Below are 13,336 nucleotides of genomic sequence, written 5' to 3'. Positions count from 1 at the left end.
TTTAACGGCAAGCCGAAGGCGACTGTGTTTTAAAAAGCAGTCGCCTTCGGCTTGCCGTTAAACGATTTTTCCGCGAGCCGTCCTGCTCCGAACCCAACCTAAGTGGCACTGTCCAGCTTGCGGCCCCTAACGCTTGCAGTCCCTAACGCTTGCGGTAGTGATCGAGGAACATCGCGACCGTCGAGGCGGCGATCGCTTCCTGTTCCTCCGGGCTCGGCCGCGGCTGCCGGCCGATGACCTGCGGCCAGAAGGTGGAGGCGGCGAGCAGCCCTTTGAATTGTTTGGCGGCCAAGTCGGGATCGGGGACCGTCAGCTGCCCCCCCTCGCAAGCCGCCCGGATCCAGGTCGCGACCCCAACGCTGAACTCTTCCGCTTCGCCGAGCATCTCGCGAGCAAGTTCCGGGGCGTGCAGGAAGCGGGCCAGGATGACCCGCGAAAGGGCCTGGAAGTCGTCCGACACGTTGCTCTCAATCACCTTCCGAGCGATCGCGTGCAGCTGGGTCTCGAGCGGTACTTGGGGGTCGAAGGGCGCGTCGTCGCTCGCCATGCACCGCTGTTTGAGCCGCTGAACCATCGCTTCGAACAACGCCTCTTTGCTGCTGAAGTGGTTGTAGACGGTCCGCTTGGAGACCTCCGCCACTTCGGCGACCCGGTCCATGCTCGTATTGTCGTAGCCCCGCGAGCGGAATTCGCTCACGGCGGCTTCGAGAATTTTGGTGTGCTTGCGGGCACTCAACCGCGGACGAGCCGGATGCTCCTGCTGCGTCCCTTGTTCCTGCGTCACGGCGTTTCCTGCGTCACGGCGTTTCCTGCGTCACGGCGAATTTTCCGATCCCAGCGGCTCCGAGGCAGCGTTTACTTTCCCCCAACCACAGGTAAACTCTACGGTGTAGTTTACTCTACGTGAAGGTTGACGGTCGGAGTTCGTGTCGGCTCGGCGGGAGGAGGTGAGCCAGCCTCTGCCACGCTCCGGCGGGGGAAAGTGCGGTCGGAGAGGCCTTCTGTAGCGGCGTTTCCGGTCGCGGCAGGGGACGGTGGCCGCAGAGGGGTCGGTCTCGGGCGAACCCAGGGGCGCGCGGACCGCTCCCATTTAGCGCCTCGGCCCCGTGTGGCGGGCCAGTTTGGTGGCCCAGTGTGGCGGCCCGCAGCGTTCGATCAAAATCCAAGGAATGAGAAGCATGTTAGGTAGGTTGTCGGGCAGACGGGGAAGCGGCTTGGTGCTGCGAGGGCTGCTGCTGCTAGGGCTGCTGCTGGTGGGGGTCGCGGGCTGCCGACCGGCGGCAGAGCAAGCCGGACCGATGGAGATGCCGCCGCCGACGGTCTCGGTCGCAAACCCGCTGCGGAGATCGATCGTCGAGTGGGACAAATACACCGGTCGCTTAGCCGCCGTGCAGGCGGTGGACGTCCGGGCGCGGGTCGGCGGGCACTTGCAGTCGATCCATTTTGCCGAAGGGCAGGACGTCCAGGCGGGCGATCTGCTGTTCGTCATCGACCCTCGCCCGCTCGAGGCGGCCCGCGAGAGCGCGGTCGCAAAGCTCGACGAGGCGCGGGCCGAACGCAAACGGGCCGAGTCGCTGTTGGGGCAGGCAAAGGCTCAGAAAGCGCAGGCCGATGCGGCCGCACGACTGGCCCAGCAGCGGATCGAGCGGGCCAACAACCTGGTCCGGCAGAACGCCATGAGCCAGGAGGAGTACGACCAACGGGCGAGCGAGTTGGTGCAGGCCAATGCCGACGTGGCTGCGGCCGAAGCGAACGTCGAGGCGGCCGCGGCAAACGTGGAGACCGCCAAGGCTTCGATCATCGTCTCCGAGGAAGCGGTCGACACGGCTCAGTTGGAACTCAGCTACACGCGGATCGTTGCTCCGATCGACGGCCGGATCAGCAATCGGCTGGTCACTCCCGGCAACTTCGTCAACGGCGGATCGGCCCAAGCGACGCTGCTGACGACGATCGTCTCGCTCAACCCCATCCACTGCTACTTCGACGCGAACGAGCGGGAAGTGCTGCGTTACACCCGGATGGTGGAGGCTGGCAAGCGGGCCAATGCTCGCGAGGGTGACTATCGCACGCCGGTCTTCATGCGGCTGACCGACGAACAGGGGTTCCCGCACGTGGGACACTTGGACTTTGTCGACAACCGCGTCGATCCGAACACCGGAACGCAGCGGTTTCGAGCAATCTTCCCGAACCCCTATGGGCTGCTCACTCCGGGGCTGTTCGCCGAAGTCCGGCTGCCGGGAGGCAACCCGGCGGAAACGATTCTGATTCCCGACTCGGCGGTGGGGACCGATCAGTCGGAGACGTTCGTGTACGTGCTCGGTGACGGTGACACGATCGAGCGGCGGACGGTCGAGCTGGGACCGATGAGTCACGGGCTGCGGATCGTTCGCGAAGGGCTGAGCGAGGAGGATCGGTTGGTGACGTCGGGGATCCAGCTGATTCGCCCGGGAGCGGTCGTGAACCCGACCCCGGCGGAAGAATTCGCTTGGGTCGAGGAGGGCGAGCTGCCCGACACGTTCGAGCCGGTGCCGAGGGAGCGGTGGTTGTCGGTCGAGCCGCAAACCGGACTGGCCCCGAATCGTGCGCCGGAGATCGCGGTCGGAGACGACCCCGGCACTCCTCAGACTCGCTAAAGCGGCGGACGAGCTACCGCTTCAGCTCCCGTTCCATCTCCCGCACGCGGCCCCCACACCGCGACTTTCCAGCCTCGCTGCACCTCCACCACTTCTTGCTCCCATGCGATTCACGCACTTTTTTGTCGACCGGCCGATCTTCGCCACAGTGGTTTCGACCCTGATCGTGTTGATCGGTGCGCTGTCTTACAACAGCCTGCCGGTGTCCCAGTATCCGGAGGTCGCGCTGCCCACGGTCGTGGTCACTGCGACTTATGCGGGAGCGACTGCCGAGACGATTGCCGAGACGGTCGCGACGCCGATCGAGCAGGAGATCAACGGCGTCGAGAACATGCTGTATATGGAGTCGAGTTCCACGGCGACCGGCACGATGACGCTCAACGTCACGTTCGCTCAGGGAACCGACCTGGACGAGGCTCAGGTTCTGGTGCAGAACCGCGTCGCGATCGCGGAACCCAAATTGCCAGGCGAGGTCCGGCAGATTGGCGTGACGACCCGCAAGAGTTCTCCCGACCTGTTGCTGGTGGTCAACTTGATATCACCGGACAACACGCGCGATTCGCTGTATATCAGCAATTTCGCCAACCTGCGGATTCGCGACGTGCTGGCGCGGCTCGACGGGGTGGGCAACGTGACCGTCTTTGGCAGCCGCGAGTACAGCATGCGGGTGTGGCTGGACATGGACAAGATCGCCTCGCTGGAGCTGACCGCCAGCGACGTGGTGCAAGCGCTCCGCGAACAGAACGTGCAGGTTGCATCGGGAGCCATCGGCCAACCGCCGCTGGACGATCCGGGGGCGTTTCAGTTCAACGTCAGCAGCCAAGGACGCTTGACGACCGCGGAAGAATTCGGGGACATCGTCGTCAAAGCGGATCAGGGCGGGCGACTGGTCCGTGTCCGCGACGTGGCGCGGATCGAGCTCGGCGCGGTCGACTACACTTCCAACAGCTATCTCGACGAGGCGAACAGCGTTGGATTGGGGATCTTCCAGCGGCCAGGCTCGAACGCGATTTCAACGGCCGAGGGAATCATTGCAACGATGGAGGAGCTGAGTGCCGATTTTCCGCCGGGGCTCGAGCACCGCATCATCTATAATCCCACCGAGTACGTCGCCGACTCGATCAACCAGGTTTATCACACGCTGTTCGAAGCTGCCTTGCTGGTGTTTCTCACAGTGTTTGTGTTCTTGCAGAATTGGCGGGCGGTGATCATTCCCCTGGTGGCGATCCCGGTCTCGTTGATCGGGACCTTCGCCGCGATGCAGGCGATTGGGTTTTCGCTGAACAGTCTCTCGCTGTTCGGGCTCGTATTGGCGATCGGAATCGTGGTCGACGATGCGATCGTGGTGGTGGAGAACGTCGAGCGTTTGATGGCCAAAGGGCTGTCGCCTCGGGAAGCGGCCCACCAGACGATGGACGAGGTCGGCTCGGCGCTGATCGCAATGACGCTGGTGCTGATCGCGGTGTTCGTGCCGACCGCCTTTCTCGAGGGAATCACCGGACAGTTCTACCGCCAATTCGCGGTGACGATCGCGGTTTCGACGGCGATCTCCGCGGTCGTCTCCCTGACGCTCAGCCCGGCGATGTGCGCGCTGTTCCTGAAGGAGGAAGGGGCGAAGCCGAGCCTGCTCGACCGTCTGAGCCATTTGCTGTTCGGTTGGCTTTTCAAGATTTTCAACCGCATCTTTGACTTTACGACCAACATCTACGCGGGAGTGATTGGGCGGCTGCTGCGAGTGAGCTTTGTTTCGCTGCTGATCTATGCGGGATTGCTGGGGATGACCTGGTTCGCGTTCAACCGCGTCCCGATGGGTTTCATCCCGGACCAGGACCAAGGGTACTTCATCATCTCGCTGGAGCTGCCGAGTGCGGCCTCGCTCGACCGGACCGACGCAGTGGCCAAGAAGGTGCGCGACGTGGCGTTGAATACGCCCGGCGTCGGGCACGCGGTTTCCGTCGTGGGATTTTCGGGAGCGACCCGCAGCAACGCATCCAACGCCGCGGCCGTGTTTGTGATTCTGGACAAGTTCGACAAACGTGTGGAGGCAGGCATTGATTCGGCCGCGATTCTCGCCAACCTGCGGCAAGGCGTCGCGGCGATCAATGAAGCCATCGTGTTTGTGATTCCACCCCCGGCGGTTCCTGGAATCGGGACCGGGGGCGGATTTAAGATGCAGGTGCAAGATTACACGGGCTCTGGTGGTGAGGAATTGCAGCGGATCGCCAGTTCGATCGCGGCCGAGGCGAATCAAGTTCCCGGATTGGCGCAGGTCTACTCCACCTTCCGGGCCGACACGCCGCTGCTCTATACCGATGTCGATCGCACCAAGGTCCGGATGATGAACATTCCGGTGGGGAACGTGTTCGACACGTTGCAGATCTACTTGGGTTCGATCTATGTCAATGACTTCAACTTTCTCGGCCGCACGTTCCGAGTGACCGCTCAAGCGGAGCCCGAATATCGAGACGAGGAAGGGGATATTCTGCGGCTGCGGACGCGGAGTTCGACCGGCGACATCGTTCCGCTCGGGAGCGTCGTGGACGTGCGACGAATCAGCGCCCCGAACCGCGTCGTCCGCTACAACCTGTTCCCCGCAGCCGACGTCAGCGGCAGCACGATGCCTGGCTTCAGTTCCGGTCAGGCGCTGGAAGTGATGGAGCGGATCGCGGCCGAAAAGCTGCCGCCGGGGTATGGTTTCGAATGGACCGACTTGGCCTATCAGCAGTCGAACGAAGGCAACACGGCGGTCGCCATTTTCGCGATCTGCGTGCTGTTCGTGTTTCTCGCTTTGGCAGCTCAGTATGAGAGCTGGCTGTTGCCATTGGCGGTGATTCTGATCGTGCCGATGTCGATTTTGTGCGCGCTTGCGGGCGTTTGGTTCCGCGGCATGGACAATAATATTTTGACCCAGATCGGCTTCGTCGTGCTCGTCGCCCTGGCCTGTAAGAATGCGATTCTGATCGTTGAATTTGCGAAGCAGTTGGAAGATGAAGGCCGGACCCGATTCGAAGCGGCGGTCGAGGCTTGTCGGTTGCGGTTGCGGCCGATTCTGATGACGGCGTTCGCGTTCATCCTGGGCGTGGTCCCGCTGGTCATCGCCACGGGGGCTGGGAGTGAGATGCGGCGGGCCCTGGGGACGGCGGTGTTCAGCGGGATGCTCGGCGTGACGCTGTTCGGATTGTTCCTCACGCCCGTCTTCTACTATGTGCTGCGGAGGTTCAGCCGCGACCCGAACGCGGTGGCCGTGGAAGGGGCGGCGGTGCCCGCCGTGGAAGCAACCCCTCGCAAGGAGCCGGTCGCCCGAAAGCCGAATCCCGTCGAGCCGGCGACTCCGGTGGTCCCGCCGGCGGAGCCAACGGTAGACGAACCGGCGGCGGAGAAGAAAGCAGATGAGAAGCCGACTGAGGAATAGGTTTGTCGTCAGAAGGTCGGAACCATGCCCTCCCCGATCGCTTGCTGCGAGTTGCCCATAAGGAGGGTGGCGATTCCACTTTCTGACAGAGCCTCAGGGACCGGAGCTGCTGCCAGTTCGGCGTAGGCTGTCGTGCCTGCGTTTGACCCGTGGGCACTTGACGTTGACGTCAGCGCAGAGGGGGGTATAGTCCGAGGCATCTTCTGTGCTGTGGGGCACGCGCGCGGCTCGTCCGTCGGCCAACCTCTGTGGGCCTTGACCGGATCGTTGTGCCAGTGGAATCAGCCCCCTGCGACCACTTGGTGCTTAGGAAACGATGCTCAATTTTTTTCGCTCGAGAAGCGGTTCGGCCAAGGATGATACGCTCTCTGGATTGACGGTGGCGTTGGCTCTGGTCCCCGAAGCCGTGGCGTTTGCGTTCATCGCTGGCGTCTCGCCACTGATCGGTCTTTATTCCGCGTTCATTATGTGCCTCACAACGGCGCTGCTTGGCGGCCGCCCGGGGATGATCTCCGGGGCTACCGGCGCGATGGCGGTGGTGGTCGTGGGGTTGGTTGCAAATTACGGCATTGAGTACTTGTTCCCGACAGTGATGCTGTGCGGGCTATTGCAGATCGCCGTCGGCACAGCTCGCTTCGGCCGCTTGATTCGAATGGTTCCCCACTCGGTGATGTTGGGGTTTGTCAACGGCTTGGCGATTGTAATTTGCATGAGCCAGTTCGGCAGCTTCAAAACGCTCGATCTGGAAAGCGGAAAACTCGTGTACCTCAGCGGAACTGCGTTGTGGGTGATGCTGGGGCTCGTCGCGCTGACGATGGCCATCATTTGGCTGTTGCCAAAGTGGACCCGCGCCGTCCCTGCGTCGCTGGCCGCGATTCTGACCGTGACCTTCCTGTCGGTCGCCATCAATCGCTTTGCCCCGAGTTCAGCCGCCCCTGCCGGACAAGCGAATCTGGTGGCGACCGTCGGCGATATGTTGATGACCAACGCTCAAGCGGGAGCGATCGCGGAGAGCCAGCGGTTGGGAACGGAAGTGGGCGAGATCGACGAGCAGAGCGTGCGAATCAGCGGGGGATTGCCCGTCCCGTTCTTCCTGCAGTACGCGTTGCCGCCCCTGAACATGGAAACGCTCTGGATCATCTTTCCCTTCGCCCTGACGCTGATGGGAGTGGGATTGATCGAGTCGTTGATGACGCTGAGCTTGATCGATGAGATCACCGAAACGCGGGGTCAAGGAAACCGCGAATGCGTGGGGCAGGGGGCTGCGAATCTCCTCTCTGGCTTCTTGGGCGGGATGGGGGGATGCGCGATGATCGGCCAGTCGCTGATCAACGTGAACTCGGGAGGCCGCGGCCGCTTGTCGGGGATTGTTGCAGCGGTTTGTCTGCTGTTGTTCATCTTGCTCCTCGCACCACTGATCGAGCAGATCCCGATGGCCGCCCTGGCCGGTGTGATGTTCATGGTCGTCATCGGGACGTTCGAATGGGCGTCGCTGAGAATGTTTCGCCGCGTTCCTGCCAGCGACATCCTGGTGATGGTGTTGGTCGCCGGCTACACGGTGCTGATGCACGATTTGGCTACCGCGGTGATTCTCGGAGTGATCGTCTCGGCACTGGTTTTCGTTTGGCAGCACGCCACGCACCTGGGGGCCAACATCCAGACCGACGAGCAAGGTACCAAGGTCTATCAGCTGCATGGACCGCTATTTTTTGCATCCGTCGCGTCGTTCCGCGAAATGTTTGATCCCGCGACCGATCCCGAGGACGTCGTGATCGATTTTTATTACACCCGCGTCTACGGCCACTCGGGATTGGAAGTCATCCACTGCTTGGCGGAGAAGTACAAGCAGCAGGGCAAGCGGTTGCGGGTTTCGCATCTCAGCACCGAGTGTCAGACCCTGCTCGACAAAGCGGGAGACCTGGTGAGCATCGACGTGGCGGAGAGCCCTCGATTTCACGTAGCCAAAGAGCAGCTCGCCTAATCTCCACCGAGTCGGGAGATGGCCGCCACAACGATATCCGACGGGAGCTGTCGGGGGTGTTTCATGCGATCACCAGTGCCGGTGGACGCTTCAAAACGGGTGAGACCCTCGACGTCCACGCCGAAGGGCTCGACGTCTACAACACGATGGGCGACGCGATGGGCGGCCCAGGACGACTCGGCCCCGAGAACCGCAAACCGCGGCCCGTCGAGTCGATCCTCGCCTAACCGCTCCCGCGTCCGATAAGCGGGCACAAAAAAAGGCAGGCTTCACGCGGCGACTGCGTGAGGTCCTGCCTTTTTGCAATGAATTCCGCCGCAAAGAGGCGAATTACCCGGCCTGGACTCGAACCAGGAATGACGGAACCAAAATCCGTAGTGTTGCCAATTACACCACCGGGCAGTGCGAGGCGACAGTCTACTGAATCGGGGCCGGGGGCGTTAAGGCGGGGTGGCAATTTTTTTTGGCCGTCCGTCAGCCCTCTCAGCGGTCAGCGCTGCCAGAAAACCTCTCTCCCCCATTACCCTCCCCCCGGAAGGGTCGGGCTGGGATGGTGAAAAGCCCGGAGGAAAAGGTCGCCAAAAGTAGAAACGGCGAGTCAAAACATCGCCCTCCCGCTTGCGGGAGGGTCGGGCTCTTAGGCCCGGGGAGGGCAATGGGCTTCGGCACGAACTCTCGATTGAGCCGTTAGAAAAGAAGCCAATGCGTTGAGGAAAAAGGGTCACACGCACTTATCGCGCGAGCGTCTACCGGCCCCTCCCCGCTCGTTCCTCGCGACCCTCCCGGGGGGAGGGTGTCGTTAGGGGTTTTCCGACGGAGGCTAGCCTGGGAAGCCGGAGGTGCGGCGGACGACGGCGAAGGAGAGCTGCTGCAGTTCGCTCGCCAGGTCGACGTTGGCGATACAGGTCGAGCGGCCGACGCGGAGCGTGACCGGGGCGAAGTTGAGGATGCCGGCGATCGAGCAGCGAGCCAGCCGGTCGGCGATTCCCTGGGCGGCATCGGCGGGAACGGCCAAGATCGCCAGCGTAATCCCGCGGGCGGCGATGGTCGCTTCGAGTTCGCGGAGGTCGAGGATCGGCACGCCTTCGACTTGGCCGCCGATCCGTTCGGGGCGGATATCGAACGCGGCCAGCAACCGGAATCCCTGTTCGGCAAAGCCTCGGTAGCGGAGCAGGGCGGTGCCGAGCGAGCCGGTGCCGACCAGGGCGACGTTCCAGGTCTGGTCGACTCCCAAGGCCGCGCGGATCCCCTCGCAGAGCGCCGCCACGTCGTAGCCGACGCCCCGTCGCCCGAGTTGACCGAGGCAAGCCAGGTCGCGGCGTACCACCGCCGCGGAGACTCCCAGGCGTCGCCCGAGCTCGTGGCTACTGGTGCTCGAGAGCCCCTCGCGGCTGAGGTGCCGCAGCTCGCGGAGGTAGAGGCTGAGGCGGCCGACCGCCGCCGAGGGAATCGGTCCGACCGGCATGGCATCGCCGCTCGCCTCGGAAGGACTTTCCGGCGGATCGGGAGGAGCTGGGGGGCCGGGAGGGTGGGGCGTGGGCATGGGAACATCCGGATTATGCGGAGAGGAGGGCTTGTCCGGGAGGCCGGCTGCGGGGTGCACCCCCTACTCGGAAGGGGGCGCGCCTAGCGGGGCCGGCAGGACCGTTACAGGTGGCACCAACGGCACCGGTCAAACCACGCAAGCCTCCCATTTTTCGCTTGCCGTGCGCTTTCTGTGTTCAACCTTTGTTGCGTAGTCGATGTAGACATTGCACCAAACCTTGTCTCTCTCTCTTGCCTAGACCGCGTGGTTAGCAGGGTCGAGCCGCTCCGCAAGAGCCGCCGCCCGAGTGAATCGGGCGCTTCGCTGGCGAGCGAGAGGGGGGAGGGTTGGGTGAACAGGTCCGCCCCCAGGGGCAGGCCAGAAGCTGCGTCCAGCACAATCAGCGTTGTTAACAGGGAGTACGGGAAATGAAAAGGCTGTGGATGTTGCCGGTTCTGGCGGCCGCTTTGGTCGGTGGAACGGCTCGGCCGGTCGATGCCGCATACTGCGGGTCGATCAGCTATGACTCGGTTGCCAGCGGCGACGTGGTCGCCGAGGGCGAAGTCGTCGCCGACGGCGCCGGCTGTGGTTCGTACACGGTGATGCGGACGGTTCGCGAGACCGTCTACGAGCAGCGTCAGGAGACGCGGTACCGGATGCGAAATGAAACGTACTGCGAAGATCAAGTGGTGACGGCGACCCGGATGGTCCCGGAAACCCGGACTCGCGAAGTTTCCTACACGGTGATGAAGCCGGTGTACGAGACGAAGAGCCGGACGATCAACTACACGGTCATGAAGCCCGTGCACGAGACTCGGACGAAGACGATCAACTACACCGTCAAAAAGCCGGTGTACGAGACCAAGACGCGCACGATCAACTACACCGTGATGAAGCCGGTGTACGAGACCAAGACCAAGACGATCAACTACACCGTCAAGAAGCCGGTGTACGAGACGAAGACCAAGACGATCAACTACACGGTCATGAAGCCCGTGCAGGAGACTCGTCAGAAGACGATCAACTACACCGTCATGGTGCCGGTGCAGGAAGTCAAGAGCCGCACGGTGAACTACACGGTCTACAACACCGTCACCGAGCAGAAGGTTCGCACGGTCAACTACAACGTCTGCGTTCCGGTGCCCTACACCAAGACGATCACCGTCAAGGGTGGGCATTGGGAGACGGTCACCGAGACGGTCCCCGGACCGGTGATCAAGCGGACCGTCCGTGAGCCGGGCTGCTGGGTCTTCGACGAGTGCACTTGCCGCTGCGTCTACGTCCCCGGGGAGTGCCGCGTCGAGTGCGTGCAGTGCCCGCCGAAGACGATCTGCAAGAAAGTCTGGGTCCCGACCTGCGAAACCAAGGAAATCCAGTGCGTCCGGTACGAAACCGAATGCCGCACCAAGGAAATCCCCTACACCGTCTGCCGTCGCGTTCCCGAGTGCCGCACCAAGACCGTGAACTACACCGTTTGCCGGATGGTTCCCGAGTGCCGCACGAAGGTTTGCAACTACACCGTCTGCAAGATGGTTCCCGAGTGCCGTACCAAGACTTGCACCTACACGGTCTGCAGCTATGTCTGCGAGCCGCGTACCAAGACTTGCACCTACACCGTCTGCCGGATGGTTCCCGAGTGCCGCACCAAGACCTGCAACTACACGGTCTGCAGCTATGTCTGTGAGCCGCGTACCAAGACTTGCACCTACACCGTCTGCAAGATGGTCCCCGAGTGCCGCACGAAGGTTTGCAACTACACCGTCTGCAAGATGGTTCCCGAGTGCCGCACCAAGACCGTGTGCTACACCGTGTGCCGCAAGGAATGCTACGAAAAGACCATCCAGGTGCAGAAGTGCCGTCAGGTCTGCGAGCCGTACACCGTCACGGTGTGCGTCCCGAAAGTGGTTTGCCGCGAAGTCCCGGTGACCGTTTGCTGCCCCACGCCCTGCTGTGACCCCTGCTCGGGTGTCGCCGCTCGTGGGTACCGCAAGGGTGGTCTGCTGAAGCGCATCTTCGGCGGACTCGGTGGACACGGCTGCGGATTGCACAGCTGCGATAGCGGCTGCTCGAACGGTTGCGACAGCGGCTGTGGCTGCTAACAACGCCGTCTGGACCGGCTGATTGTCTGTCCGAAGCTTCGAACGACGGGGGGGATGGGATTCGCAAGGATCCCATCCCCTTTTTTCGTTTCTCCCCGGCTCTACGTCCCGCATCACCCTCCCCGCTCGTTCCTCGCGGCCCTCCCGGGGGGAGGATCCTGGTGGAGGAGCATTCTTTCCTGCGGGCCTTTTCTTTGGCCTCGTATTTGCTCTCGGGTTCGTCGCCGCCTCGAGTCCCCTTTGCGGCGCACCAGAGGAGCTCTGACGGAGCAAATTCCGCTCACCGCAAGTTGCGAATGAGCCGTTTGTGAGCAAGCTTTCCGCAGCCCCTCACCGCACTCCTACGCCAGTCGCAGCTGTGCGGGCATCGCAGCGTTGCTCGCGGCGCGGCAGCGGGCTGGGGCGGCAAGCGCAGCAGGATCGTCGACCCAGGACGGGACAGCGGCAGCGATTGGCATCGCTCTCGCACCATGTGATTCACTTTCCTTGAACCCGCCTCTCCGTCTCGGCCGCATCCCTCGCGATCCGGCTCGCTGCGGACGAGGCCTCCCCCTGGGGGCAAACTCGAGATGCTCAAGTCGATTTTTCGCACCGCCCTGTTCTCCTGCCTGACTCTCTCATTCTCCGCTGCCGCTTCCGCCGCCGACTGGGCCCAGGCGATGTTCCCGGTCAAGACCCATAACTTTGGCAGCGTGGCGGTCGCAGCCAAAACCGAATTCAAGTTTCCGATTCAAAACCGGACCAACCAGGACATCCACATCGCCGACGTGCGGGCCAGCTGCGGATGCACCACGCCAATCGTCGAACAGCAGTGGATTCGGGCTGGCGAGGAAGGGGTGATTCGGGCTCGCTTCAATACCGACACGTTCCGTGGCCAGAAGGGGGCAACGCTGACCGTGGTCATCGATCGCCCCGCCTACGCCGAAGTCCAACTCCGGGTCGACGGCTACATCCGCCGCGACATCGTGTTCCATCCTGGCGCTGTCGAATTCGGCAAACTTGCCGCCGGGGAAGCGGCCGAGCGGACCGTCGCGATCGCCTACGCCGGCCGCGGCGATTGGCAGATCACCGGCGTCGAGTCTCCCTCGCCCTACCTGCTGACCGAGCTTCGAGAGAAGAGCCGCAGCGGCGGGCGGGTCGACTATGAACTGGTCATCAAGCTCACCGGCGAAGCCTCTCCCGGCTACCTGCAAGAAGAGCTCGTCCTCACGACCAACGATCGCAAGAGCCCGCGAGTTCCGCTGCAGGTGATCGGCCAACTCGAAGCTCCGCTGAGCGTGGCTCCGCAAACCTTTGCGGTCGGCACGATGAAGCCGGGCGATGTCCGGGAACAGCGGCTGGTGGTCCGCGGCAAGCAGCCTTTCAAAGTCACCAAGATCGAGTGCAAGGGTTTTGAGGTCGAGTTCGAACCGACCGCCGAGGCCAAGCCCGTCCACATCCTCTCGATCCGGCTCACCGCAACCGAAGCGAGCGGAGCAATCAACCATCCGCTGCTGGTGCACACCGACGGCGGCGAAGCGATGGTCGCCCAAGCGACGGTCACCGGCGAAGTGGTCGGTGCCCCGGCGAGCGAGTCCAAAGTCGCCGTCACCGATCGGTAAATGCTGCCAGGCATCACCTCGTTGCCCTGCCCCCGGGAGGGTCGCGAGGAACGAGCGGGGAGGGAGAGCAATCCCCAACGATGCC

8 protein-coding genes and 1 tRNA gene are annotated in these 13,336 nt (G+C 62.9%); 6 read left to right on the top strand and 3 right to left on the bottom strand.

The annotated features are described in order from the left end of the window. Positions 1-142 precede the first annotated feature (142 nt). Positions 143-784, bottom strand: a complete 642-nt coding sequence (locus tag GNK13_RS02965; RefSeq protein WP_164100952.1) for a TetR/AcrR family transcriptional regulator — start codon at positions 782-784, stop codon at positions 143-145. A 394-nt stretch (positions 785-1,178) separates the two neighbouring features. Here GNK13_RS02965 and GNK13_RS02960 point away from each other — a divergent pair, with 394 nt between their 5' ends. The 4 genes from GNK13_RS02960 (at position 1,179) to GNK13_RS02945 (ending at position 8,253) form a co-directional block, all read left to right on the top strand. Continuing rightward, the gene (locus GNK13_RS02960) at positions 1,179-2,633 is read left to right on the top strand and encodes an efflux RND transporter periplasmic adaptor subunit (protein WP_235934740.1); all 1,455 of its coding nucleotides are present in this window, start codon (positions 1,179-1,181) and stop codon (positions 2,631-2,633) included. Between the two features lie 103 nt (positions 2,634-2,736). Beyond that, on the top strand, positions 2,737-6,045 hold the full coding sequence (locus GNK13_RS02955; protein ID WP_164100951.1) for a multidrug efflux RND transporter permease subunit: 3,309 nt from the start codon (positions 2,737-2,739) through the stop codon (positions 6,043-6,045). A 316-nt stretch (positions 6,046-6,361) separates the two neighbouring features. Further along, on the top strand, positions 6,362-8,026 hold the full coding sequence (locus GNK13_RS02950; protein WP_164100950.1) for a SulP family inorganic anion transporter: 1,665 nt from the start codon (positions 6,362-6,364) through the stop codon (positions 8,024-8,026). A gap of 56 nt (positions 8,027-8,082) precedes the next feature. After that, positions 8,083-8,253 (top strand): hypothetical protein, encoded by a 171-nt coding sequence (locus tag GNK13_RS02945; RefSeq protein ID WP_235934739.1) that lies wholly within the window; start codon positions 8,083-8,085, stop codon positions 8,251-8,253. Between the two features lie 103 nt (positions 8,254-8,356). On the opposite strand, the gene GNK13_RS02940 is transcribed toward GNK13_RS02945, so the two are convergent. Both GNK13_RS02940 and GNK13_RS02935 read right to left on the bottom strand, forming a co-directional pair. Continuing rightward, a tRNA-Gln gene (locus GNK13_RS02940) sits at positions 8,357-8,428 on the bottom strand. A 418-nt stretch (positions 8,429-8,846) separates the two neighbouring features. Further along, positions 8,847-9,569 (bottom strand): redox-sensing transcriptional repressor Rex, encoded by a 723-nt coding sequence (locus GNK13_RS02935; protein WP_235934738.1) that lies wholly within the window; start codon positions 9,567-9,569, stop codon positions 8,847-8,849. 410 nt (positions 9,570-9,979) lie between these two features. Between GNK13_RS02935 and GNK13_RS02930 the strand changes: the two genes are divergently transcribed. Then, positions 9,980-11,650 (top strand): hypothetical protein, encoded by a 1,671-nt coding sequence (locus tag GNK13_RS02930; protein WP_164100949.1) that lies wholly within the window; start codon positions 9,980-9,982, stop codon positions 11,648-11,650. Between the two features lie 569 nt (positions 11,651-12,219). Continuing rightward, on the top strand, positions 12,220-13,251 hold the full coding sequence (locus GNK13_RS02925; protein ID WP_164100948.1) for a DUF1573 domain-containing protein: 1,032 nt from the start codon (positions 12,220-12,222) through the stop codon (positions 13,249-13,251). Positions 13,252-13,336: the final 85 nt, after the last annotated feature.

Origin of the sequence: Candidatus Laterigemmans baculatus (assembly GCF_010367455.1) — a bacterium.
GTDB lineage: Bacteria > Planctomycetota > Planctomycetia > Pirellulales > Pirellulaceae > Laterigemmans > Laterigemmans baculatus.
This window is presented reverse-complemented; position numbering and strand designations above follow the sequence as displayed.